The sequence below is a fragment of the Pseudomonas sp. NFACC56-3 genome (assembly GCF_900100025.1).
Lineage (GTDB): Bacteria > Pseudomonadota > Gammaproteobacteria > Pseudomonadales > Pseudomonadaceae > Aquipseudomonas > Aquipseudomonas fluorescens_AA.
The window spans coordinates 123851-147995 of sequence record NZ_FMTK01000007.1; the positions used below are offsets into that span (position 1 = coordinate 123851).

Sequence of the window (24145 nt, forward strand, 5' to 3'; positions counted from 1 at the left end):
CTCCCTCGCCACAAAAGCATTGGGCCCACCTTGATGCCAAAAAAATTTATCAGGGTGAGTCTTTACAGCGCTTTGCTGACGCCGATGTCGCTGATCACATCGTCGGTTTCGCCATGCAGCTTTTGCAACGCGGCCCGGGCTTCTTCCTCGGTGCCGGTTTCCATCTGCGCGAATTCGAAGCGGCGTTCGCCGTTTAGCTTGTACTTGATGACATATTTGGTCGTCTGGGCCACGGTTTTGCCTTTCTTGAAAGGGCGATGCTCAGCTCAGTTTCGAGCTGGAACGCCGGATGATTTTGATCTTGTGGGTCAGGGTCGGCTTGCGCGTGACGCTGATTGCACGACGGTTGACGGTGTCGATGGTGATGTTCCAGAAACCGGTGCTCGGCGCCGTGATCCTGGCCGGGAACGTGTCGAACGCGCCACCGTGATAGGTGTGCCGGCCGCCGTTCTTGAAGCTGCGGAAGTTGGCGTCGTTCATCAAACGGATGTTGCACATTTGGGAGCATTCGATGACGACTATGTCGTCTTCGTTCAGGTGCTCGCGCTGGTGAATGAATTTCATGGGCGCCTCCAGAAGGGCTTTTTCTACAAAATCAAAACGATAGCAAGGGGCAATGAGGCGCAGTTTATCAGCCTCGAGTGTTAATATCCGTCTCGCGCTCCAGGCTTTGTTCATTTATCGCAGGTGGCGGGGAAAAAAAGCGGTGCGGCGCCGGAGCAAAACGGCGTCTGCACTGTCGGAGGATCTTTATTGGAGGAAACATATGAAGCGCAGCGTGTGGGTGTTGGCATTGGCCATGAGTGGATGTGCATCGGTATCGGACATCAATCAGACGCCTCCCACCATGAGCGTCATCTCCGGAAAGAAACCACACGAATATGCCAAGTGCGTTGCCGACAAGCTGGCCAGCAGCCGTGGCTCGCTGCAAATGGAGCCGCACAAGAGCGGCGTGCGGCTGATCGTGCCGGGCAAACTGTCGTCCTTGCCGGCGGCGGTGTTCGACATTGACGAGCGTTCCAGTGGCAGCAGCATCAAGCTGCACGAAAGCATGTCCAACGTGCCGGTGCGTCCGGGCGACGTGCAGGATGCGGCCAACGCCTGTATTTCCGGCTGAGCACCGTCAGCGCCTGACGAGCGGGCGGCCATCGGCTAGACTGGCGCCCTCGACAAAAAATGCCGCCACGGTCAACGTTGGCGGCATTGTCATTCATGGAGTCAGTCGATGAAACGCGAGCAGGTGCGCGAGCGCCATGCAGAAGGCCTTATTTATGCCACCCACGTGATTCAGAACCCGGCGAACCCGGGCGAATGGGTGGTGTTCTTCAAGAAAAGCGCAGGGCGCAGTTTTTTCCTGGTGGATGAGCAGGACGAAGTCGAGTCCTTCAGCCAACTCGATGACCTGATCGAGACCATACGCGGGCTGGGCATCAAGACCGCCGAGATCCACATCTAGTGTCCTGTATCGCAGATACAGGACACTCGCTTATTTACAGACCACCACGACACTGCGGCTGCTGAAGTTGCCGACGTCGACGCCCAGGGTCTTCTCGCTTTCCTTGGCCTGGGGCGTGCCGTCGGTGCCGACGATGCGGTAGCCGGTGCCGGCACAGGACGCATCGGCCTTTTCATAGCAAGTCGCCCAGGAATTGGCCTCGCCCGAGCAGTCGATGGCCAAGCCCTGCTCGCCATTATCGAGATAGGTTTTTTCGGCCGAGGCACAGCCCGCCAGGGCCAGGACTGTAAACAGCGCCAGAAGTGTCTTCATGGGATCGTCATCGAGGAGGAAAGGGCAACGGCGAGATTATAGCGAATGGCCATTGCGGTACAGCGAAACCGGCCTCGTTCGATGCCCGGGTGGCATCGACTAGGGCCGGTCTGGTCATTTCTTGCGGCGGGGGCTGCGTGCGGGGGCGCTTTCGCGTTCATTCGTCGCTGGGGCAGCGCGTTCGTCCTGGAATACCGCAGCCACTTCCACTGCCATGGCCTTGCTAGGCAAGGGACCGGCGACCTGCTCGCCGTGGTAGTTGATAATCCACCACTGGCCGTCCTTGCCCTGGCTGACCGAATAACCGTTTGCGTTTCTTGCCGACATCTAGCTGCCTCAATTGGCTTGATCAAGGACGCCATGATACGTCAAATGCTCGCAAACAGCGCTCACTGGCGTACAGTGGACCGCTGCTGCCATCGAAACGAAAGGCGATTGAACTATCCGCCGTTTTTTATTTCTCTATGATGGCACCGGTTGGCCAGTGCGGGCATTGTAAGGTGCCCGTCGCCTGATTAGACTGCGCCGAAACTCGTACACACCGCCTTTTCAAGGACTTATATGATCAAGAAATGCTTGTTCCCAGCAGCCGGTTACGGTACTCGCTTCCTGCCAGCGACTAAAGCCATGCCCAAAGAAATGCTGCCGGTGGTGAACAAGCCACTGATCCAGTACGGCGTCGAAGAAGCCCTCGATGCGGGCCTGACTGAAATCTCCATCGTGACTGGCCGTGGTAAACGCGCGCTGGAAGACCATTTCGACATCAGCTACGAGCTGGAAAACCAGATCAAAGGCACCGACAAGGAAAAGTACCTGGTCGGCATCCGCAAACTGCTGGATGAGTGCTCGTTCTCCTACACCCGCCAGACCGAAATGAAAGGCCTGGGCCACGCGATCCTGACCGGCCGCCCATTGATCGGCGACGAACCGTTCGCCGTGGTCCTGGCGGACGACCTGTGCGTCAACCTCGAAGGCGACGGCGTCCTGACCCAGATGGTCAAGCTGTACAAGCAGTTCCGCTGCTCCATCGTGGCGATCCAGGAAGTCGATCCGCAGGAAACCAACAAGTACGGCGTGATTGCCGGCGAAATGATCCGCGACGACATCTACCGTGTTCACAGCATGGTTGAAAAACCAAAGCCTGAAGACGCACCGTCGAACCTGGCGATCATCGGTCGCTACATCCTGACCCCGGACATCTTCGACCTGATCGAACAGACCGAGCCAGGCAAGGGCGGCGAAATCCAGATCACCGATGCCCTGATGAAACAGGCCCAGAACGGCTGCGTCATGGCCTACAAGTTCAAGGGCAAGCGTTTCGACTGCGGTGGCGCTGAAGGCTACATCGACGCGACCAACTTCTGCTTCGAGAACTTCTACAAGACCGGCAAGGCTTACTGATAGCCGCCGCGCCTTGAAAAACGCCCCGACTGGTTCGGGGCGTTTTTTTGCGCGGGGAAAAGTCTCGCACACAAGCAAACCCCCTGTGGGAGCGAGCTTGCTCGCGATCGCGGTGTGCCAGCCAACATCAATGCTGCTGATCCGACGCCATCGCGAGCAAGCTCGCTCCCACAGGAATTGCGTTTAATCCAGCCCGGCTGGCTTTTTTCGTTTTCCGCCCCCATAACCCACCGCAACGCTGCCTCAGGTGAAAACAGCAGGTATGCTGATGACCTGCCGAAGGAGATAGAAAATGGCCTATGATTTTGACTTGTATGTGATTGGCGCCGGTTCCGGTGGTGTGCGAGCTGCGCGGTTCGCCGCCGGTTTTGGGGCAAAGGTGGCCGTGGCGGAAAGTCGCTATCTGGGCGGGACCTGCGTCAACGTGGGCTGCGTGCCGAAAAAACTGCTGGTCTATGGCGCGCATTACGCCGAGGACTTCGAGCAAGCGTCGGCCTATGGCTGGACGGCGGGCGAGGCGAGTTTCGAATGGGCCACGCTGATCGCCAACAAGGACCAGGAGATCAATCGCCTCAACGGCATCTACCGCAACCTGCTGGTCAACAGCGGCGTCACGTTGCACGAAGGTCACGCCAGGCTGACCGGGCCCCATGAAGTCGAGATCAACGGCCAGCGTCACACCGCCAGGCATATCCTGATCGCCACCGGCGGCTGGCCGGTGATCCCGGACATTCCGGGGCGCGAGCACGCCATCAGCTCCAACGAGGCGTTCTTTCTCAAGGAGCTGCCCAAGCGCGTCATCGTGGTGGGCGGTGGCTACATTGCGGTGGAGTTCGCCGGGATCTTCCACGGCATGGGCGCGCAGACGTCGTTGCTGTATCGCGGCGAACTGTTCCTGCGCGGTTTCGACGGTGCGGTGCGCAAGCACCTGGCCGAAGAACTGACCCGTCGTGGCTTGGACTTGCAATTCAACGCCGACATTAAATCCATCGAAAAACTGGACGACGGCAGCCTGAGGGTCGAGCTCAAGGATGGCAAAACGTTAATCACCGATTGTGTGTTCTACGCCACCGGCCGGCGGCCGATGCTCGACAATCTCGGCCTGGAGAACACCACCGTCGCGGTGGACGAGAAGGGTTTCGTCAAGGTCAACGAAAAATACGAGACCACCGAACCGTCGATCCTGGCCATTGGCGACGTGATCGGTCGCGTCCAACTCACCCCTGTCGCCCTGGCCGAAGGCATGGCGGTGGCGCGGCGTCTGTTCAAGCCCGAGCAATATCGACTGGTGGATTACCGGATGATCCCCACCGCCGTGTTCAGCCTGCCGAACATCGGCACGGTGGGCCTGACCGAGGAGCAGGCCAGGGAAGAGGGGCATGAGGTCGAGATCTTCGAAAGCCGTTTCCGGCCGATGAAGCTGAGCTTGACCGACTGCCAGGAGCGCACCCTGATGAAACTGGTGGTGGATGCCCAGACCGACAAGGTCCTGGGTTGCCACATGGTCGGCCCGGATGCCGGTGAAATCGTCCAAGGCTTGGCCATCGCCCTCAAGGCCGGTGCCACCAAGCGCGACTTCGACGAGACCATCGGCGTGCACCCGACCGCCGCCGAAGAGTTCGTGACGATGCGTACGCCCGTCGCCTGACGCGGCCCGTAGCCGTTGCGTAGGAGCTGACGAGTGCAACGAGGCTGCGATCTTTCCCCCAGACACTTGAGTCCCCAGCGGAAGATCGCAGCCTCCACCAGCACCTACAGATTTTTTCTATCTATATAGATTCCTGATAGCCAAAACCAATCATTCACATCAGGTTTGCCAATGAGCCAGCGGGGGGATGAGTGGTTAAGATTCCCTCCATCAACTTCTCAACCCTGATGGAGAAACATCGATGCCTATCATCAACAGCCAAGTTAAACCGTTCAACGCTACCGCTTTCAAAAACGGCGCATTCGTCGAAGTCTCGGATGCCGACCTGAAAGGCAAGTGGTCTGTCGTGTTCTTCTATCCGGCCGACTTCACCTTCGTTTGTCCAACCGAGCTGGAAGACCTGGCTGACAACTACGCCGAATTCCAGAAGTTGGGTGTCGAGGTCTACAGCGTCTCCACCGACACTCACTTTGCCCACGCTGCCTGGCACAACACTTCGCCAGCCATCGGCAAGATCCAGTACACCATGATCGGCGACCCGACCCACGTCATCTCCCGCAACTTCGACGTGTTGATCGAAGAAGTCGGCCTGGCTGACCGCGGTACTTTCGTGATCAACCCTGAAGGCCAGATCAAGATCGTCGAAATTAACGACGGTGGTGTAGGCCGCGACGCTTCCGAGCTGCTGCGCAAGATCAAGGCCGCTCAGTACGTAGCCGCTCACCCGGGCGAAGTCTGCCCAGCCAAGTGGAAAGAAGGCGAGGCCACCCTGGCTCCGTCCCTGGACCTGGTCGGCAAGATCTAAGTCTGTGAGTCATCCGAGGGCGATCCGCTCTTAATCAAGTAAGCCGCTTCGCCCCAAAAAACGCCCGGGCGAGATTCGCTCGGGCGTTGTTTTTTCTGAAATTCAAAAATGGAAATCGCCCGTATGTTGGACGCCAATCTTAAAGCTCAGTTGAAGTCATACCTGGAACGGGTCACCCAGCCGATCGAGATCGTCGCCTCCCTCGACGACGGTGCGAAATCCCAGGAAATGCTCGCGTTACTCCAAGACGTTGCCAGTCTTTCCGACAAGATTACTTTGCTCGACAACGGTACCGATGGGCGCAAGCCGTCGTTTTCGTTGAACCGCCCGGGCGCCGATATCAGCCTGCGTTTTGCCGGCATCCCCATGGGCCACGAATTCACTTCGCTGGTGTTGGCCCTGCTGCAAGTCGGCGGCCACCCATCGAAGGCCAGTGTCGAGGTCATCGAACAGATTCGCGCCCTTGAAGGCGAGTTCAACTTCGAGACGTATTTCTCGCTGTCGTGCCAGAACTGCCCGGACGTGGTCCAGGCGCTGAACCTGATGGCGGTGCTGAACCCGAACATTCGCCACGTCGCCATCGACGGCGCGCTGTTCCAGGCCGAAGTCGATGAACGTCAGATCATGGCCGTGCCCAGCATTTACCTGAACGGCGTGAACTTCGGCCAGGGCCGCATGGGCCTGGAAGAGATTCTCGCCAAGATCGACACCAGCGGCATCGAACGCCAGGCTGAGAAAATCAGCGCCAAGGATGCCTTCGATGTGCTGGTGGTCGGCGGCGGCCCGGCTGGCGCTTCGGCGGCGATCTACGCGGCCCGTAAAGGGATCCGCACCGGTGTGGCGGCCGAACGTTTCGGCGGCCAGGTGCTCGACACCATGGCCATCGAGAACTTCATCTCGGTCCAGGAAACCGAAGGGCCGAAACTGGCCGTTGCCCTGGAAGAACACGTCAAGCAGTACGACGTGGACATCATGAACCTGCAGCGTGCCGACGCCTTGCTGCCGGGCAAGGACGGCAGCCTGCATGAAATCAAGTTCGCCAGCGGTGCGAGCCTCAAGGCCAAGACCGTGATCCTGGCGACCGGTGCTCGCTGGCGCGAAATGAACGTGCCGGGCGAGCAGCAATATCGCAACAAGGGCGTGGCGTACTGCCCGCATTGCGACGGCCCGTTGTTCAAAGGCAAGCGCGTGGCGGTGATCGGCGGTGGTAACTCCGGCGTCGAGGCGGCGATCGACCTGGCGGGTATCGTGGCCCACGTCACCTTGCTGGAGTTCGATGTGCAATTGCGTGCCGACGCGGTGTTGCAGCGCAAGCTGCACAGCCTGCCAAACGTGACAGTGGTGACCAATGCCCAGACCACCGAAGTGACGGGGGACGGCCAGAAGGTCAATGGCTTGCGCTACAAGGACCGTCCGAGCGGTGAAGTGCGGGACGTGGCGCTGGAAGGGATCTTCGTGCAGATCGGCCTGTTGCCCAACACCGATTGGCTCAAAGGCACCGTCGAGCTGTCGCCGAGGGGGGAAATTATCGTCGATGCCCGTGGTGAGACCTCGATCCCAGGCGTGTTCGCCGCCGGTGACGTGACCACTGTGCCGTACAAGCAGATCGTGATCGCCGTGGGCGAGGGCGCCAAGGCTTCGCTGAGCGCCTTCGACCACCTGATCCGCACCTCCGCGCCGGCATAAACAGCCGAAAGCGGCAAGACAAAACCCCATGGGCCATGGCTCATGGGGTTTTTTATCGACCATCATTCTGTGGGAGCGAGCTTGCTCGCGATGGCGGTGGGTCAGCTTGCCTCAATGCTGAATGTGCTGCCCTCATCGCGAGCGAGCTCGCTCCCACAATGGACATCAGTACAGCTTACAGCGGCGCAGGCTGGATGATTTCGACCCAGTAGCCATCCGGGTCCTTGATGAAGGCCAGGCTTTTCATGCGGCCATCGGTCAGGCGTTTCTGGAAGTCACAGCCCAGTGCTTCGAAGCGCTCGCAGGCCGCGACGATGTCCGGTACCGAGATGCAGATGTGGCCGAAACCGCGTGGGTCGGTGTTGCCGTTATGGTAGGCGAACGCCGGGTCGCTTTCGGTGCCGTGGTTGTGGGTCAGTTCCAGGATGCCAGGGATCGATTTCATCCATTCGGTACGCGCCGCCGCGTCCGCCGGAATCTGGTTCTTGTCCACCAGCGCCAGGAAGTACAGGCTGAATTCGGCTTCCGGGAAGTCGCGTTTTTCCACCAGCGAGAAACCCAGCACGCGGGTGTAGAAATCCAGGGACTTGGTGATGTCCTTGACCCGCAGCATGGTGTGGTTGAAGACGAACCTGGCCGTGGCAGCGTCAGGTTGTGCGGTGACGCCAGGGAAAGTATTGAGTTCGTGCAGGCTCATGGGCCCTCCAGAAAATAAGTGGGGCAAACGGCGTCGCAAGCATGGTCGCGACGGTTCCTGGGCTTGCGTCAGACGGCTTCCTTGCAGGTGCGCCCATGATACGCAAGGGGCGCGGCATCGCCAAACCACACGTGGCTATTGCCTGGTGCTGCACCGGGCTTCAGACTTTACGATTCGTCCTTGAGTGGCCTCGCAATGATTCGACCGTTCCTTTCGCTGTTTGTCCTGCTGTTTGCCAGTCTTGCGAGTGCCGGTGGTGTCCAGGCCGACGAACCGCAGATCCTGTGGCCCCAGGGCTGGGTCGTCGAACCGCTGCCGGCAGACGCATCGGCCTCGGCGCCACCCGGAACCCTGCGCCAACGGGCAACCAAAAGTGATCCCGCAGGCAACGCCGTGATGGTCATGGAACTGACTACCACCCCCGTCGAGCCCGATCATCAGGTCAACTTGCAAGGCGTATTGTTGGAAATGCGCAAGTCAATCCAGAAGGATTTTTTCCAAGGTGGTTACCAAAGTGTATGCACTAAGGTCCATGCCTCAATGTTGGGCGGTGTAACTGCATTGGAAACCACTTGCACGATCACGCAAAACGGACGACATGTATTGTCTCAGGCACTCGTCGCGGCACTAAATGAGGGCAAGGCTTATGTGCTGTCCTATGCAGGGCAGGCGCAGGTGTTTGTTGAAAGCCAGGATGAAATACAGTCGGTGCGAAACAGTTTGAAACTATGACGTCTTCAGCGTAATACGCCAATGGGTTTAATCCTAAAGTCCTGCCCATAAAAAAGCCCTGAGTGTGCAGGGCTTTTTTGCGTCTTGGGGGTTGTCAACCACGCACTGTCAACCACGCAGCCAAGAATCGACGGTCTTTGCACCGTACTGTTCTTTCCAGGCTTTCAGGCCGCGGTGATTGCCGCCCTTGGTCTCGATCAGTTCGCCGGTGTGCGGGTTCTGGTAAACCTTTACCACGCGCGCGCGGCGTGTCTTGGTGGGCTTGGTCGATTGCAGGCTCGCCTTGGATGGGTTCGGATCGAGGATCGCGACGATGTCGCGCAGGTTCTTGCCGTAGGTTTTCATCAGTCCCTGGAGCTTTTCCTCGAATTCGATTTCCTTCTTGAGCCCGGCATCGTTCTTCAGCGATTCCAGCTGCTTGAGCTGTTCTTGAAGGGCCTTTTCGGCTGCACGAAATTCAGCGAGTCTGGACAAAATGATTACTCCAATCAAAATATTTGGCTGATACCAACCGCAAACAAAGCTATAAGCCAAGCGCCTTGAAGCGACTCGGTGTTAATGACTCTCTCCTGTTATGTGGCACAGGTAGAAAAATTGTAGTAGTTAATCCGGAAAGTGTAAATCGTAACTTTTTCGTTATGTAACAACAGCAAACGCTTTTATCAATTGGCAGGACATCGTCAATAGATCGACGGCAGTTAACTGCCATTAGTGCCGGTCAAGGTCTCGACGAATGCCTGCCCGCTCATCGGTCGGCCAAATAGATAGCCTTGTAGAAAGTTCACCCCATGGGCGTTCAGGTAGTCGCTTTGTTCGACGGTTTCGATGCCCTCGGCAACCATGTCCAGGCCCAACTTGCCCGACAGTTCGATGATGCTATCGAGGAGGTGGCGCGACAGGGCGTCGGCACCGATCATCGCGACAAAACTCTGGTCGATCTTCAGGAAGTCCACGTTGAACTGGCGCAAGTACGCCAGGCTGGAATGACCGGTGCCGAAATCGTCGAGGGCGATCTTGACGCCCAAATCCCTCAGCTGGTCGAACAGTTGCCGGGTCACGGCTGTCGGTTCGATCAGCTCGCGCTCGGTCAACTCCAGCACCAGGGTCATCGCTCCCGGCGCGAAGGCATTGAGGAACTCGCGGCAATCGTCCACCAGCGCCAGATCCTGGCAGTGGCGGGCGGTGATGTTGATGCCGACATGAAACGGCGCTTCGAGTCGAGGCGCAAGCGGCACCAGCAGATGCATGGTTTGCTGCATCAGCGCACGGGTCATCGGCACGATCACGCCACTGTGTTCGGCGAAGGGGATGAACAGATCCGGGCGGACCAGGCCTTCCTTGGGATGGTTCCAGCGCATCAGCACCTCGACGCCGGCCCAGCGTTTACTGTCGCTGTGCACGACTGGTTGCAGGTAGGGCACGAACTCGCCGGCTTCCAGCGCCCGTTGCAATTCACGGCTGGGAGACGAGGCGCGCTGTTGCAGCCAGTGTCCGAGTGTCCCGGCCACAACGCCGAAGAAAATCAGCAGGCTGAACAGCGGCGGATATTCCCTGGCCATGTAGCGCCAGGTTTCACCCTCGTCGAATCCGGCTTCCACATTGAAGGCGTAGCGCGCTGAACCCAGTTCGGTCTGGGCCACCGGCGACCCGGGCAAGGGCGCTGGCCGGACCTTGCCGTCCGCCGCCAGCCAATTCGGCCCGACTTGCAGCCGCAGCCGGGCCTGGCGGCCGATCAGGCGCAGGACGTTGGCCAGGTGATACCCGTCAAGGGTGGCCAGGGCGCCTTGCCGGCCCTCATTGAGTCGGTAGATCAGCAACGCGGTGTCCGGCGTGACTGGGTTGCCGTCCATTAGCCACAGCGTGCCTTGGTGATAGTCGCTAGGATTGAGGCGTTCCTCGAAGGCCCCGAACAGCGAGCTGCAATAGAGGTTGTTATCCCAGATCAGGTTGGTCGAGCGGACGAAGGGCCGGCGCGTCACCTGTTCGCGCAAGGCCAGCTTCACCGCTTCGCAGGGCTGGCCGGCCAGGGGCAATAGTTCACGGGCCGCCAACGCGGTGTTGTCGAGCATCAGTTCGATCTGCCGGACCGACTCCTCGGCGGTCTGCCGGGTGTGTTGCGCCAGCGTCCGTTCGGCCTGCATGTACAAAATGACCAGCCCCGACAGGATCGGCACCAGGCCGCAAAGCAGGGTGACCAGATAGCGACGGGGCCGGGTGTGCGAGCGGGTGGCGGTCAAGGGCATCGGCACAACCTGAGGGAAAGGGGATGAGGGGGAGCGTCAGATGTCGACCATGATAGATGGCCTGTCGGTGACTTGCCTGTCTGTGGGCAGGCCCGCAATTGTTGCAAGCTGACCCACCGCCATCGCGAGCAAGCTCGCTCCCACAGGGAGCCTGCGACGCTCACGCCCATACTGTGGGAGCGAGCTCGCTCGCGATGACGTCGTGACGTTCAACCTCGATGCAAGCTGATTCGCCGCCATCGCGAGCAAGCTCGGCCCCCACAGAGGCTCATGACTGTCGGGCCAGTTCGATGAACGCCAGGGTGGCGGGCGAGGCCTGGCGGCTGTCCAATACCGCCAGGCCGATCTGGCGCGGCACCCGTGGCGACAAGGGCCGGGCAACGTAACCGGGATTTCCATCGTCCGGCAACGACCCTTCGGACACCACGCTCACTGCCTCGCCACGCCTGACGACATCCAGGGTGCTGAGCAACTGCGAACAACGAAAACGCACGTTCGGTGTCAGCCGGGCGGCATTGAACAGGCGCGTAACCAGCTCCGACGACCCCGCCTCGGTATGCACGAAGGGGTCGTTGCACAGGTCCTTGAGGCTCAGGCTGGCCTGGGCGGCGAGGGGATGTGAGGCGGGCAGTAGGGCGACCATCTGATCTTCCAGCAACGCGAACGTATCGAAGCGCTCCTCGGGCAGTACCACGAAACCGACGTCGATCCGTCGTTCGTCCAGCCATTGGATGACCTGCCTGTCGGGCCCTTCGTCGATGTGCACTTCGATCCCGGGATGCAAGGCTCGATAGCGCCGCAGGATCGCGGGCAACAGTTTCATTGATGACGTCGGCCCGAACGAGCCGATGCGCAAGGAGCCGCGGCGCATGCCCCGGGCATCGGCGGCTTCCTGACGCAAGGTGTTGGCCAGCCCGAGCATGGCCCGGGCCCGCAGCAGCAGCTGCTGACCAATGTCGCTGAGCTCCACCACCGACTGATGGCGTCTGAGCAGTTCCACGCCCAACTCTTGTTCCAGGGATTTGATGGCGTGGGACACCGCGGACTGGCCGATGCCCAAGCGCGTGGCTGCGGCGGTGAAACCCCGTAGCTCGGCGACCAGGGAGAAGATTTCGAGTTGGGTGAGGGTCATGAGTGATCGCTCATTTTACGATGACAAAGCATGAGCCTGATGATGAGGCATCTGATTCGAATCAGAAAGCAATACAGAACTTTGTGGCGAGGGGATTTATCCCCGTTGGGGCGCGAAGCGGCCCCCACGAACTCCAGACACACCGAGTCGTCAGGTTTGGGGCCGCTGCGCAGCCCAGCGGGGATAAATCCCCTCGCCACAGGTTTTGTGAGTGACTTCACTTACAGGTTTCGGTGCACCATGAAAACCCTCGAACAAACCGTCCCCATCCCGTCGGACCTGCCGGTCTACCTGAAGCTCGCCACGGTCACCATGATCTGGGGCGGGACGTTCGTGGCCGGCCGGATCCTTGCCGATGCCCTGGCGCCGATGTTTGCAGCCAGCCTGCGGTTCCTGCTGGCGAGTCTCGCGCTGCTGGCGTTTCTCGCCCTGGCCGGGATCCCGCTGATCAAGCCCACAGTGAAGCAGGGGCTGCAATTGGCAGCGCTGGGGTTCTTCGGCATCTTTTTCTACAACCTGTGCTTCTTCTATGGCTTGCAGTACATCAATGCGTCGCGGGCCTCCTTGATCGTGGCCTTGAACCCGGCGGTGATCGGGCTGGCGTCCTGGTGGTTGTTCAAGGAGCGGTTGAGCGGCCTGAAAGTGACGGGCATCGTGCTGTGCATCGGCGGGGCGGGGTTGGTGATTGTCAGTCGTGATCCGTCCTTGCTACAAGGCGCGGCGCAAGGCTGGATCGGCGACCTGTTGATTTTTGGCTGCGTACTGGGCTGGGGCATCTATTCGCTGTTTTCGAAAAAACTCAATGACAGTCTCGGCCCCTTGCAGACCGTGACCTGGTCGATTCTGCTGGGCACGCTGATGTTGTGGCTGACCTGCGCGGCGGCGGGCGAGATTCGGCTCGACGCCCTGCGCGTGCTGGACATGGAGCAATGGCTGAGCCTGTTGTACCTCGGCGTGCTGGGCTCGGCCCTGGCCTATATCGCCTGGTATGACGGCATTCGCCGGATCGGCGCGACCCGGTCCGGCGTGTTCATCGCGCTCAACCCGCTGACGGCGGTGCTGCTGGGAGCGCTGCTGCTGGACGAACGGCTCACGGCCTTGATGTGTGTCGGCGGGGGCGTGATCCTGGTGGGTATTTTCCTCTGCAACAAACCCCTTGCGCGTTCGAAGGAAAAGGCGATTTGATACAGAAGGCGGACAAATCCGGTTACGCTGTGTAGAATCGATTTACGCATATAAGAATAACGTCTTCTGGCAGCAGAAGCCTCGCCCGCAAGAGCCTTGGGTCGACAATGAAGATACTTGGGTTTCAACTGATCTACGGCGATTTCCTCGCCCGCAGCGTTCGTGGCATTTCCTGCGCGCCGCCCCGTGTCCCCAGCATTGCCTGCAACTAACGTTTTTTGTTAATTGACCAGAATGATGAGGCGCCGACATGGCAGATCTATACGAAAACCCCATGGGCCTGATGGGCTTCGAATTCATTGAATTCGCATCCCCGACCCCCAACACCCTGGAGCCGATCTTCGAGATCATGGGCTTCACCAAAGTGGCCACCCACCGCTCCAAGGATGTGCACCTGTATCGCCAGGGCGCGATCAACCTGATCCTCAACAACGAACCCCACAGCGTGGCCTCGTACTTTGCCGCCGAGCACGGTCCGTCGGTGTGCGGCATGGCGTTCCGGGTCAAGGATTCGCAACTGGCCTACAAGCGTGCCCTGGAACTTGGCGCCCAGCCGATCCACATCGAGACCGGCCCGATGGAGCTGAACCTGCCGGCCATCAAGGGCATCGGCGGCGCGCCGCTGTACCTGATCGACCGTTTTGGTGAAGGCAGCTCGATCTATGACATCGATTTCGTGTTCCTCGAAGGCGTGGACCGCAACCCGGTGGGCGCGGGCCTGAAAATCATCGATCACCTGACCCACAACGTCTACCGCGGGCGCATGGCCTACTGGGCCGGCTTCTACGAGAAGTTGTTCAACTTCCGCGAGATCCGTTACTTCGACATCAAGGGCGAATACACCGGCCTGACCTCCAAGGCCATGACCGCCCCGGATGGCATGATCCGCATCCCGTTGAACGAAGAGTCGTCCAAGGGCGCCGGGCAAATCGAAGAGTTCCTGATGCAGTTCAACGGCGAGGGCATCCAGCACGTGGCCTTCCTCACCGATGACCTGATCAAGACCTGGGACCACTTGAAAAGCATCGGCATGCGCTTCATGACCGCGCCGCCGGACACCTACTACGAAATGCTCGAAGGCCGCCTGCCGAACCACGGCGAACCGGTGAATGAATTGCAATCGCGGGGCATTTTGCTCGATGGTGCTTCCGAGCAGGGTGATAAGCGCCTGCTGCTGCAGATCTTCTCGGAAACCCTGATGGGGCCGGTGTTTTTCGAATTCATCCAGCGCAAGGGCGACGACGGCTTTGGCGAAGGCAACTTCAAGGCGCTGTTCGAGTCCATCGAACGCGACCAGGTGCGTCGGGGTGTGCTGGCGACCGAGTAACACCTGATCCATGAAAAAGCCCGCCCGGCAGTGATGTCGGGCGGGCTTTTTATTGAACGACGCAGAGCCAGAGTGGGAGCGGGCTTGCTCGCGAAAGCGGAGTGTCAGTCAATACCAATGGTGCCTGACACATCGCTTTCGCGAGCAAGCCCGCTCCCACAGGTTTCAGCCCCTGCGCCGCTGCCGCACCAAGTGCTTGAAGCCTTCGAACACCAACACCGCCACGGCTATCCAGATGGGGATGTAGGTCAGCCATTCAGTGGCCTTGATGCTTTCGCCCAACAGCAGCGCAACGCCCAGCAGCAGGACCGGTTCAACGTAACTCAACAAGCCGAAGAGACTGAACGGCAGCAGCCGGCTGGCAACGATGTAGGACACCAGCGCGCTGACGCTGATCACCCCGAGCAACGGGATCAGCAGCGACAGCCGCGGGTATTGATCGAACACGTTGAAACCCTGTTCACCGCTTTGCACGAACCACAGCGCCACGGGCAGCATCAGGGTCATGTCCAGCCAGAGCCCGCCGAGGTTGTCAGTCTTGATGCGTTTGCGCAGGATGAAATAGATCGGGTAGCCGATCACCACCAGCAAGGTTGCCCAGGAAAAACCACCCACCCGGTACAACTCGTTGAACACGCCAAGGGTGGCGAAGAACACGGCGATTTTCTGCAGGTAGGACAGGCGCTCGCCATAGACGATACGCCCGGTCAGGACCATCGACAGCGGCAACAGGAAGTACCCCAGCGACACGTCCAGGCTGTAGCCATTGAGCGGCGCCCACATGAACAGCCACAGCTGCGCGCCCATCAGGGCCGAAGAGACGATCGCCGCGATCAACAGCCGTGGCGTGGCGACCAGGCGGCGGAGCAGCGCCGTGACCAGGTGCCACTCCCGTACCACCAACATGAACACGGTCATGCATGGCATCGTCAGCAGCATGCGCCAGCCGAAAATCTCCAGGCCGGTCAACGGTGAGAGCAACGAGGTGTAGTAGTACATGACGGCGAACAGCGCAGAGGCCGAGACCGATAGAGCGATGCCTTTGGACACTGAGGCCTCTTATTTTGATGGGCAGGAACACCGTTGTGGCGAGGGAGCTTGCTCCCGCTCGGCTGCGCAGCGGCCGCAACTGAAGGGGCCGCTACGCGGCCCAGCGGGAGCAAGCTCCCTCGCCACGTTCTTGTTCGATGAATGATTATGACGTACGCGGCACTCGCCCCGACACGAAATGACTCACATCATTGAACCCCGGCGTCGACGCATGCCCCGGAGTCACCAGCGAATCGATGAAGGCTTCATCTTCCGCGCTGATCTTCACCGCCTGCGCCTTGATGTACGAATCCCACTGCTCCTCGGTGCGCGGCCCGACGATGGCCGAGGTCACGGCGCTGTTGTTCAGCACCCAGGCGATGGCGAACTCGACGATGCCCACGCCCAGGCCCTGGGTGTATTGCAGGATCTGCTGGGCAATGCGCAGGGACTCGACCCGCCATTCGGTTTCCAGGATGCGTTTGTCCTGACGCCCGGCACGGCTGTTGGCGTCCGGTGCTACATCCGGCGCGTACTTGCCGCTGAGCACGCCGCGGGCCAGCGGGCTGAACGGCACCACGCCGAGGCCATAGTGCTGCGCCGCGGTGATCTGCTCGGTTTCCGCCTGGCGGTTGACGATGTTGTACAGCGGTTGGCTGATCACCGGTCGGTCGATGCCCAGGCTGTCGGCGATCCGGATCACTTCGGCGATGCGCCAGCCACGGTAGTTCGACAGGCCCCAGTAGCGGATCTTGCCCTGGCGAATCAAGTCGCCGATGGCCGACACGGTGACGTGCAGCGGGGTGTTGTGGTCTTCGCGGTGCAGGTAATAGATGTCCAGGTAATCGGTGCCCAGGCGCGTCAGGCTGGCCTCGATGCCATTGAACAGGTGCTTGCGGCTCAGGCCGCTGCGGTTGGGCACGCCGTCCGGAGGGCCGAAGCCGACCTTGGTGGCCAGCACCCATTCGTGGCGGTGACGGGCGATCGCCTCGCCGACGATTTCCTCGGAGCGACCGTGGGTGTAGACGTCCGCGGTGTCGATGAAATTGATGCCCTGGTCCCAGGCCTTGTCGATGATCCGCAGCGAATCCTCGGTGCTGGTCTGTTCGCCGAACATCATCGTGCCCAGGGTCAACGTCGAGACTTGCAACCCGGAATGGCCTAGCGTGCGGTAGCTCATGACAAGATCCTTTTATCCATGGAGAAAGGCTCAATCAAACCCCAGAACCACCGTGCGGATCAAACAGATTTATCAAACACCGCTGAATCCCTGTGGGAGCGAGCTTGCTCGCGATAGCGGTCGAACAGGCAACATCAATGCCGACTGATCCGGCGTTATCGCGAGCAAGCTCGCTCCCACAGGGAAAAATGGGCGTCAGGTGCGCAGGGTGCGGGTCATACGCAGTGCCAGCAGGCTGCCACACACGATCACCCCGGCGAGCAGGTACAACGCCGCGTCGGTCGAGCCGGTGGCGTCCTTGACCCAACCCACCAGGTACGGGCTGAGGAAGCCGGCCATCTGACCCATGGAATTGATCAAGGCCAAGCCACCGGCGGCGGCTCCGGCGCTGAGCAGGGCGGTGGGCACCGGCCAGAACATCGGCAGGCCGGTGAGGGCACCCATGGTGGCAATGGATAGGCCGATGATGGCGATGGCCGGGGTGGTGGCGAAGTTGACGGCGATCAGCAGCCCGGCCGCGCCCATCAGCATCGGCACCACCAAGTGCCAGCGACGTTCCTTGTGCAAGTCCGCCGAGCGACCCACCAGCAACATGAATACCGCAGCCAGCAGGTAGGGGATCGCGCTCAGCCAGCCGATCACCAGGTTATCGCTGAAACCCAGGCTCTTGATGATCGACGGCAGCCAGAAGTTGATCGCGTACACGCCGCTCTGGATACAGAAGTACACCAGGCCAAAGGCCCAGATCGCCGGGTTCTTGAACACCGCCAGCAGGGAGTCGCTGGTGGTCTCTGGTTTGTTCGCCAGGTCTTGTGCGTGGTCAGCGGTGAGTACGGCGCGTTCTTCAGCGGTCAGCCACTTGGCGTTGGCGAAGGTGTCGCTGAGCAGGAAGAACGCCAGAGCGCCGAGGATCACCGTCGGGACACCCTGCAGCAGGAACATCCACTGCCAACCCGCCAGGCCGCCCTGGCCCGCGGCGAAGTGGTTGAGGATCCAGCCGGAAAACGGGCTGCCCAACAGACCGGACACCGGGATGGCCGACATGAACAACGCCATGATCCGGCCGCGGCGGAACGTCGGGAACCATTGCGAGAGGTACAGCACCACGCCAGGAAAGAATCCGGCTTCGGCCGCACCCGTAAACAGCCGCAAGGTATAGAACTCGGTGGGCGTGGTGACGAACAGCAGGCAGGTCGACAGCGTGCCCCAGGTGATCATCATCAATGCGATCCAGCGCCGGGGGCCGAACCGGGTCAGGGCCAGGTTGCTCGGTACTCCACACAGCACGTAGCCGATGAAGAAAATTCCGGCGCCGAGGCCATACACGGTTTCACTGAATTTCAAGGCATCGAGCATCTGCAGCTTGGCGAAGCCAACGTTGACCCGGTCGAGGTAGTTGAACAGGTAGCAGATGAAGATGAAGGGGATCAAACGCAGGGTGATGCGCTTGTAGACGGTATTCTTTTCGTCGTGGGTAGCCAGGAGGGCTGCTGCGCTCTGGGACATGGCGAGGTCTCTCTTTATTATGATTTTTGCGAGCCAGGGGGTAACGTTGACCGCCCCTTGAGTCTCGTCCAGCCCAAGGTCCGGTGTCTTTGTGCTTGAGCACAGGATTTGAATGCCGGCCCTGTGCGCCTGACCAACCCCATGCCTGATAACAACAATTCATGCCCCCTGCAAGGAACACCGCCCATGTTCGAACTCGATCACGACCTGGCACAGGACATCGTCGACCGGGCGATGGCGATCCTGCCGTATAACGTCAATGTCATGGACAACCAGGGGCTGATCCTCGGCAGTGGCGAGCGCGAGCGGGTCAATACGCGCCATGAGGGTGCGCAACTGGTCCTGGCCAATGGCCGGGTGGTGGAAATCGACGAGCACACCGCGATGCACCTCAAGGGCGTGCAGCCGGGAATCAACTTGCCGCTGATGCTCGATCAACGGCTGATCGGCGTCCTGGGCATCACCGGCGAGCCTGCGCAACTGCGTACCTATGCCGAACTGGTGCGCATGACCGCGGAGATGCTGGTGGGCCAGCGCAACCAGCAGGCCGAACAGCAATGGCGTCGCCAGCGTTGCGATGACTTGCTGGCGTTGCTGCTGGGGGACGCCGGGGATTCGCCACGCTTGCTGGATGAAGCGCGGCAGATGGGCCTCAAGCCGCAACTCTCACGGGTGCCGTACCTGTTCGAACTGGGCCTGGAGCACGGGTCCGGCCAGACCGTCGAGACATTGAGCGCCTGGCTGATGTCTCGCTACCCGGACAGTTGGTGCCTGACGTCGTCCAAATCTTCCCTGCTCTGGTGCCGGCCGGTGACCGCCTCGGTGGAGAACGAGCGCCTGCTGGGCAAGCTCGACGGGTTGGGCTGGTGCATTCTGCGCGTGGCGGTGGGCGGCCAGGCCGAAGGGCTCGCGGGCCTGCGTCGTTGCTACCGGCGAGTCGGGGACCTGCTGGCCTACGGGCGCGATGTGTTGCCGCAGTCGCGAATGCTGACCCTCAACCGTTATCGCTTGCCGGTGATGCTCTGGCGTCATCGCAGCGATGACGCCCTGGATGAATTGCTGACCCCGCTGCGCAAGGTCATCGCCAAGGACAGCAACGGCCAATTGCTCGCCACCTTGCGCAGTTGGTGCGAGCATGACGGCCAGAGCCAGGCCTGCGCCGAAGCCCTGGGCATCCACCGCAACAGCCTGCGCTACCGCATGGAACGCATCGCCGAGCTCAGCGGCGTGGATCCGTTGCGGCTGGATGGGATGCTGGCGTTGTACCTGGGGGTGCAACTGTTGCCGCAAACTGAAAGCACACCGCTGTAACCCTGTGGGAGCGAGCTTGCTCGCGATGACGGTGGCACATCCAATACCTGTGCAAGCTGACACACCGCTATCGCGAGCAAGCTCGCTCCCACAGTTTGATCTGCGGCACTACTTCTGTGGGAGCGAGCCTGCTCGCGATGAGGCCGGCAGCTTCAACCTGAATCCTCCTGGAAAACCGGTATTTGTGAAAGTGAACAATAATGCCCGGTGTCTTTTGTGCGGCAGACCGGCGTCACGGCTGCGGTCAACTGGCAGCATGCTGTGCATCGGAACCGGAGAATAATATGAAAATAATCATCGCCCCCGACTCGTTCAAGGACAGCCTCAGTGCCCAGGGCGTCGCCGATGCCATCGCCCAGGGGCTGGCCCAGGTCTGGCCGGATGCCCAATTGGTCAAGTGCCCAATGGCCGACGGCGGCGAGGGTACGGTGGAGTCGGTGCTGGCCGCCTGCAACGGTGAGTGGCGTCACACCCGGGTCCGCGGCCCCCTGGGCACTCCCGTCGAGGCCCGCTGGGGCTGGTTGGCCGACAGCCGCACCGCGATCATCGAGATGGCCGAAGCCAGTGGCTTGCAGCTCGTGCCACCGGAGCAGCGCGATGCCTGTTCCAGCAGCACCTACGGCACCGGCGAGTTGATCCGTGCCGCCTTGGACGAAGGGGCCGGGCGGGTGATCCTGGCCATCGGCGGCAGTGCCACCAACGATGGCGGTGCCGGCGCGATGCAGGCCCTGGGCGTGGCGTTGCTGGATGACCAGGGCCAACCCCTTCCGCCCGGCGGACTGGCTTTGGCGAACCTGGCGCGCATCGACCTGGGCGACCTGGATCCGCGCTTGGCCCAGGTCAGTTTCGAGATCGCCGCCGATGTCGATAACCCGTTGTGCGGGCCCCATGGCGCTTCCGCGGTCTTCGGGCCACAGAAGGGCGCCTCCGCCCGGCAGGTGCAGGACCTGGACCGGGCCCTGGGACATTTCGCCGACCATTGTGCCCAGGCGCTGGGCCGGGATGTACGCGACGAACCGGGCAGCGGTGCCGCTGGCGGCCTGGGTTTCGCGGCCAAGGCATTCCTGCGGGCGCAGTTCCGGACCGGCGTGGACGTCGTCGCCCAGTTGACCGGGCTGGCCGATGCGATTGATGGCGCCGACCTGGTGATCACCGGCGAAGGCCGTTTCGACGCCCAGACCCTGCGCGGCAAGACCCCCTTCGGCGTGGCCCGCATCGCCCGCCAGCATGGCGTACCGGTGGTGGTCATTGCCGGCACGCTGGGGGAGGGTTACCAGGCACTGTATGAGCATGGCATCGACGCCGCCTTCGCCCTGGCCAGCGGGCCGATGACCTTGCAGCAAGCCTGCGTCGACGCCCCGCGCCTGTTGAGCGAACGAGCCCAGGACATCGCCCGGCTGTGGCGGGTGGCGCGCCGATAAAACCGGTCGCGCATACCTGTGGCGAGGGAACAAGCTCCCTCGCCACGGAAGCCTTGTGAAATATTTTTTACATTCCCCTGCAAAAAGCCTGGAGCCCGGCCGATAACCACTCAGGCGTACACACAATTATTCCAACCCGTACGCTGGCGGCATGGATGCTCGACCCCATCACAGCGAGGTCTCCCCATGTCTCTACGCAGCTTGAATATCGCTCCCCGGGCTTTTCTGGGCTTCGCCATCATCGCGTTGCTCGTCGTTATCCTCGGCGTATTCGCCGCCAATCGCATGTCAGTCATCCGCCAGGCTTCGCTGGACATGGAGCAGACCCAGGTGCCCAGCGTCGGCTACCTGGCCAATGTGCTGGAAAGCGTGTTGCGCATGCGCATTCTTTCGTTCCGGATCCTGGTCAACCGCGACCCGGCCAGCCTGACAGAGGCCGACGGCCGCATTGGTGTGCTGGTGGAAAAACTGAACAAGGCCAATAGCGGTTACGCGGCGTTGCCGGCCTCGCCGCAAGAGGCTGAGCTGTACAAAGTCTTTTCGGCGACCCTCGACAAATATCTGCAAGCCCAGAAAGAAATGCTCGAGTTGTCGCGCCAGAACAAGACTGACGAACTGCGTACCCACATCAATACGCGGATCAAGGAAGGCACCGACCTGATGGGCGAGCAGCTCAATAAGCTCATTGCCCTCAATGTGGCCAGTGCCGGTGAGGCATCGGCCCTGGCCGGCGAGCATTACAACAGCGCCATCACCGGCATCATCGTCGTCTCGCTCATTGCCGCGCTGGCCACGGTCGTGTTGGCCTTGCTGCTGACCCGCAGTATCGTCGCGCCACTCAACCGGGCCTTGGAGGCCGCCCGGATCATTGCCAGCGGCAACCTGGTCCAGGTCATCGCGGTTGACGGCAAGGATGAACCCGGTCGCTTGCTTCAGGCCTTGGCCGCGATGCAGGGCAGCCTGCGCCAGACCATCGAGCAGATCGCCGGCTCCGCCAGCCAATTGGGCGCGGCGGCTGAAGAACTGAGCGCGGTCACCCAGGAATCCTCCCGCGGCTTGCAACAGCAGCACAATGAAATCGAACAGGCCGCCACTGCCGTCAACGAGATGACCGCCGCCGTGGAGGAAGTGGCCCGCAACGCCGTGTCCACGTCCGAAGCGTCGAACCAGTCGACCCAGGCCGCCCAGGAAGGTCGTAGCCGGGTGGTGGAAACCGTCGATGCGATCCAGACCATGACCCATGACGTGCAAGCCACCGCCACCATGGTCGAGGGCCTGGCCGTCCAGGGGCGCGACATTGGCAAGGTGCTGGATGTGATCCGTGCCATCGCCGAACAGACCAACCTGCTGGCGCTCAACGCCGCCATCGAAGCGGCCCGTGCGGGGGAGGCCGGACGCGGTTTCGCCGTGGTCGCCGATGAAGTCCGGGCCCTGGCCCATCGCACTGCGCAATCGACCCAGGAAATCGAGAAAATGGTCGCCGGCATCCAGAACGGCACCGGCGAGGCGGTGCAATCGATGCAGCAGAGCAACCAACGCACCCAGAGCACCCTGGAACTGGCCCGTGCCGCCGGCGTTGCGCTGGAACAGATCACCCAGTCGATCCATCAGATCAACGAACGTAACCTGGTCATCGCCAGTGCCTCGGAAGAACAGGCCCAGGTGTCCCGAGAGGTGGACCGTAACCTGGTGAACATTCGTGACCTGGCGACGCAGTCGGCCTCGGGCGCGCAACAGACGAGCGACGCGACCCACGAACTGTCGCGCCTGGCGGTGGGTTTGAATGCGATGGTGGCGCGGTTTGTGATTTGAGATAGGGTTGAGGCTGGACACCGCATAAACCAGGAGCCGTACATGCGCTATTCAGCCTTGACCCAACGCATCACTGGCGAGGGGGCTGCCGCGTGGCAGATCCACGACCGGGCACTGGCCATGCGTGAGCAGGGTAGAGACGTGTTGTTGCTGTCGGTGGGCGATCCGGATTTCGACACGCCGCAGGCCATCGTCGACGCCGCCGTGGACAGCCTGCGGGCCGGGGACACTCACTATTGCGACGTGCGCGGCCTCCACGGTCTGCGCGCCAGCATCGCGGCCCGTCATCGTCGGCGTAGCGGCCAGCCGGTCGGGGCTGAGCACGTCACGGTACTGCCGGGCGCGCAATGCGCGGTGTATGCGGTCGCGCAATGCCTGCTCGACCCTGGCGACGAAGTCATCGTGGCCGAGCCCATGTATGTTACCTATGAAGCCGTGTTCGGCGCCTGCGGAGCGAAGGTGATACCGGTGGCGGTACGCCCGGAGAATGCGTTCCGGGTCGAACAGGCCGATGTCGCCCGCCTGATCACCCCAAAGACCCGAGCCCTGCTGCTCAACAGCCCCAACAACCCCTCTGGCGCGAGCCTGCGATTGCCCACCTGGCAGGCGTTGGCGCAACTGTGCATCGAGCATGACTTGTGGCTGATCAGTGACGAGGTCTACAGCGACCTGCTGTACGAAGGCGAGCACATCAGCCCGGCCAGCCTGGCGGGCATGGCTGAACGCACCGCGACCATCAACAGCCTGTCCAAATCCCACGCCATGACCGGTTGGCGCATCGGCTGGGTCATCGGCCCCGAACCCTTGGCCGAACACCTGGCGAACCTGTCGTTGTGCATGCTGTTCGGCCTGCCGGAATTCGTGCAGCGGGCAGCCCAGGTGGCGCTGGAGGAAGAGCTGCCTGAAGTGGCGTCCATGCAAGACGAGTATCGCCAGCGCCGGGACCTGGTGTGCGCCATGCTGGATGATTGCCCTGGGCTTACCCCGCTGCGGCCCGACGGTGGCATGTTCGTAATGGTGGACGTGCGCCGGACGGGACTCGGTGCCCAGGCGTTTGCCGAGCGGCTGTTGGACGGGTATGGCGTGTCGGTGCTGGCGGGGGAGGCGTTCGGACCCAGTGCGGCGGGGCATATACGGATCGGGTTGGTGCTTGGGCTCGCGCAACTCGAAGATGCCTGCCGACGGATTATCTGGTGTGCAGCGGACTCACTGGAGCCGCGGCCGCGAGGATGATTGCCCCGACGAACGGACCTCAGACCTGT

24 protein-coding genes and 1 pseudogene are annotated in these 24145 nt (G+C 61.2%); 14 read left to right on the forward strand and 11 right to left on the reverse strand.

Features of this window, described 5'->3' with window-relative positions:
• Positions 1–62: 62 nt before the first annotated feature.
• Together BLO80_RS29945 and BLO80_RS12755 are read right to left on the reverse strand one after the other, a co-directional pair.
• A complete protein-coding gene (locus BLO80_RS29945; RefSeq protein ID WP_092328064.1) occupies positions 63–233 on the reverse strand; it encodes a hypothetical protein in 171 nt (56 codons plus the stop codon).
• A 28-nt stretch (positions 234–261) separates the two neighbouring features.
• A complete protein-coding gene (locus tag BLO80_RS12755; protein WP_003182962.1) occupies positions 262–564 on the reverse strand; it encodes a DUF1883 domain-containing protein in 303 nt (100 codons plus the stop codon).
• Between the two features lie 202 nt (positions 565–766).
• On the opposite strand from BLO80_RS12755, the gene BLO80_RS12760 reads away from it, so the two are divergent.
• The gene (locus tag BLO80_RS12760) at positions 767–1117 is read left to right on the forward strand and encodes a hypothetical protein (protein WP_092328063.1); all 351 of its coding nucleotides are present in this window, start codon (positions 767–769) and stop codon (positions 1115–1117) included.
• A gap of 108 nt (positions 1118–1225) precedes the next feature.
• Positions 1226–1456 carry a hypothetical protein gene (locus tag BLO80_RS12765; RefSeq protein ID WP_072411518.1) on the forward strand — a complete coding sequence of 77 codons (231 nt, stop codon included), beginning with the start codon at positions 1226–1228 and terminating at the stop codon, positions 1454–1456.
• 30 nt (positions 1457–1486) lie between these two features.
• Here the strand turns inward: BLO80_RS12765 and BLO80_RS12770 are convergent, their stop codons facing one another.
• On the reverse strand, positions 1487–1768 hold the full coding sequence (locus BLO80_RS12770) for a hypothetical protein (protein WP_053122949.1): 282 nt from the start codon (positions 1766–1768) through the stop codon (positions 1487–1489).
• Positions 1769–1882: 114 nt separating this feature from the next.
• Positions 1883–2095 (reverse strand): hypothetical protein, encoded by a 213-nt coding sequence (locus tag BLO80_RS12775; protein ID WP_072411522.1) that lies wholly within the window; start codon positions 2093–2095, stop codon positions 1883–1885.
• 234 nt (positions 2096–2329) lie between these two features.
• On the opposite strand from BLO80_RS12775, the gene galU reads away from it, so the two are divergent.
• The 4 genes from galU to ahpF all read left to right on the forward strand — a co-directional run bounded on the left by galU (position 2330) and on the right by ahpF (position 7308).
• Complete coding sequence (gene galU, locus BLO80_RS12780; RefSeq protein ID WP_003182953.1) at positions 2330–3169, forward strand: UTP--glucose-1-phosphate uridylyltransferase GalU; 840 nt, start codon at positions 2330–2332, stop codon at positions 3167–3169.
• 292 nt (positions 3170–3461) lie between these two features.
• On the forward strand, positions 3462–4817 hold the full coding sequence (gene gorA / locus BLO80_RS12785) for a glutathione-disulfide reductase (RefSeq protein WP_092328061.1): 1356 nt from the start codon (positions 3462–3464) through the stop codon (positions 4815–4817).
• Between the two features lie 241 nt (positions 4818–5058).
• Positions 5059–5622, forward strand: a complete 564-nt coding sequence (gene ahpC, locus BLO80_RS12790; RefSeq protein ID WP_092328060.1) for an alkyl hydroperoxide reductase subunit C — start codon at positions 5059–5061, stop codon at positions 5620–5622.
• A 123-nt stretch (positions 5623–5745) separates the two neighbouring features.
• Positions 5746–7308, forward strand: coding sequence for an alkyl hydroperoxide reductase subunit F (ahpF, locus tag BLO80_RS12795; RefSeq protein ID WP_092328058.1), 1563 nt, complete (start codon positions 5746–5748; stop codon positions 7306–7308).
• Positions 7309–7483: 175 nt separating this feature from the next.
• Here the strand turns inward: ahpF and gloA are convergent, their stop codons facing one another.
• Complete coding sequence (gloA, locus tag BLO80_RS12800; RefSeq protein ID WP_072411528.1) at positions 7484–8005, reverse strand: lactoylglutathione lyase; 522 nt, start codon at positions 8003–8005, stop codon at positions 7484–7486.
• A gap of 195 nt (positions 8006–8200) precedes the next feature.
• Between gloA and BLO80_RS12805 the strand changes: the two genes are divergently transcribed.
• Positions 8201–8737 carry a DUF4946 domain-containing protein gene (locus BLO80_RS12805; RefSeq protein ID WP_092328057.1) on the forward strand — a complete coding sequence of 179 codons (537 nt, stop codon included), beginning with the start codon at positions 8201–8203 and terminating at the stop codon, positions 8735–8737.
• Positions 8738–8845: 108 nt separating this feature from the next.
• Here BLO80_RS12805 and BLO80_RS12810 read toward each other — a convergent pair whose 3' ends face one another.
• From BLO80_RS12810 to BLO80_RS12825, 3 genes are all read right to left on the reverse strand, one after another.
• Positions 8846–9211: a histone-like nucleoid-structuring protein, MvaT/MvaU family gene (locus BLO80_RS12810; RefSeq protein WP_092328055.1), complete on the reverse strand. Its 366-nt coding sequence runs from the start codon at positions 9209–9211 to the stop codon at positions 8846–8848.
• Between the two features lie 224 nt (positions 9212–9435).
• Positions 9436–10980 (reverse strand): EAL domain-containing protein, encoded by a 1545-nt coding sequence (locus BLO80_RS12815; RefSeq protein ID WP_092328053.1) that lies wholly within the window; start codon positions 10978–10980, stop codon positions 9436–9438.
• Positions 10981–11248: 268 nt separating this feature from the next.
• Entirely contained in the window at positions 11249–12112 is an 864-nt protein-coding gene (locus BLO80_RS12825; protein ID WP_092328050.1) for a LysR family transcriptional regulator, read from the reverse strand.
• A gap of 240 nt (positions 12113–12352) precedes the next feature.
• Here BLO80_RS12825 and BLO80_RS12830 point away from each other — a divergent pair, with 240 nt between their 5' ends.
• Positions 12353–13297: a DMT family transporter gene (locus BLO80_RS12830; protein ID WP_092328048.1), complete on the forward strand. Its 945-nt coding sequence runs from the start codon at positions 12353–12355 to the stop codon at positions 13295–13297.
• 250 nt (positions 13298–13547) lie between these two features.
• Positions 13548–14624, forward strand: a complete 1077-nt coding sequence (gene hppD, locus BLO80_RS12835; RefSeq protein ID WP_060741677.1) for a 4-hydroxyphenylpyruvate dioxygenase — start codon at positions 13548–13550, stop codon at positions 14622–14624.
• Between the two features lie 165 nt (positions 14625–14789).
• On the opposite strand, the gene rarD is transcribed toward hppD, so the two are convergent.
• From rarD to BLO80_RS12855, 3 genes are all read right to left on the reverse strand, one after another.
• A complete protein-coding gene (gene rarD / locus BLO80_RS12845; RefSeq protein ID WP_092328045.1) occupies positions 14790–15674 on the reverse strand; it encodes an EamA family transporter RarD in 885 nt (294 codons plus the stop codon).
• Between the two features lie 145 nt (positions 15675–15819).
• A complete protein-coding gene (locus tag BLO80_RS12850) occupies positions 15820–16833 on the reverse strand; it encodes an aldo/keto reductase (protein ID WP_092328044.1) in 1014 nt (337 codons plus the stop codon).
• A gap of 195 nt (positions 16834–17028) precedes the next feature.
• A complete protein-coding gene (locus BLO80_RS12855) occupies positions 17029–18339 on the reverse strand; it encodes an MFS transporter (protein WP_092328042.1) in 1311 nt (436 codons plus the stop codon).
• 186 nt (positions 18340–18525) lie between these two features.
• On the opposite strand from BLO80_RS12855, the gene BLO80_RS12860 reads away from it, so the two are divergent.
• The 5 genes and pseudogenes from BLO80_RS12860 (at position 18526) to BLO80_RS12875 (ending at position 24116) form a co-directional block, all read left to right on the forward strand.
• Complete coding sequence (locus tag BLO80_RS12860; protein ID WP_092328041.1) at positions 18526–19650, forward strand: sugar diacid recognition domain-containing protein; 1125 nt, start codon at positions 18526–18528, stop codon at positions 19648–19650.
• A gap of 284 nt (positions 19651–19934) precedes the next feature.
• The gene (locus BLO80_RS12865) at positions 19935–21071 is read left to right on the forward strand and encodes a glycerate kinase (RefSeq protein ID WP_092328039.1); all 1137 of its coding nucleotides are present in this window, start codon (positions 19935–19937) and stop codon (positions 21069–21071) included.
• 186 nt (positions 21072–21257) lie between these two features.
• Positions 21258–22028, forward strand: a pseudogene (locus tag BLO80_RS30615) (MCP four helix bundle domain-containing protein); the annotation flags it as partial.
• Entirely contained in the window at positions 22020–22883 is an 864-nt protein-coding gene (locus tag BLO80_RS30620) for a methyl-accepting chemotaxis protein (RefSeq protein ID WP_371914572.1), read from the forward strand. The pseudogene BLO80_RS30615 and the gene BLO80_RS30620, both read left to right, overlap by 9 nt.
• Before the next feature lie 42 nt (positions 22884–22925).
• Positions 22926–24116 (forward strand): pyridoxal phosphate-dependent aminotransferase, encoded by a 1191-nt coding sequence (locus BLO80_RS12875; protein WP_092328036.1) that lies wholly within the window; start codon positions 22926–22928, stop codon positions 24114–24116.
• Positions 24117–24145: the final 29 nt, after the last annotated feature.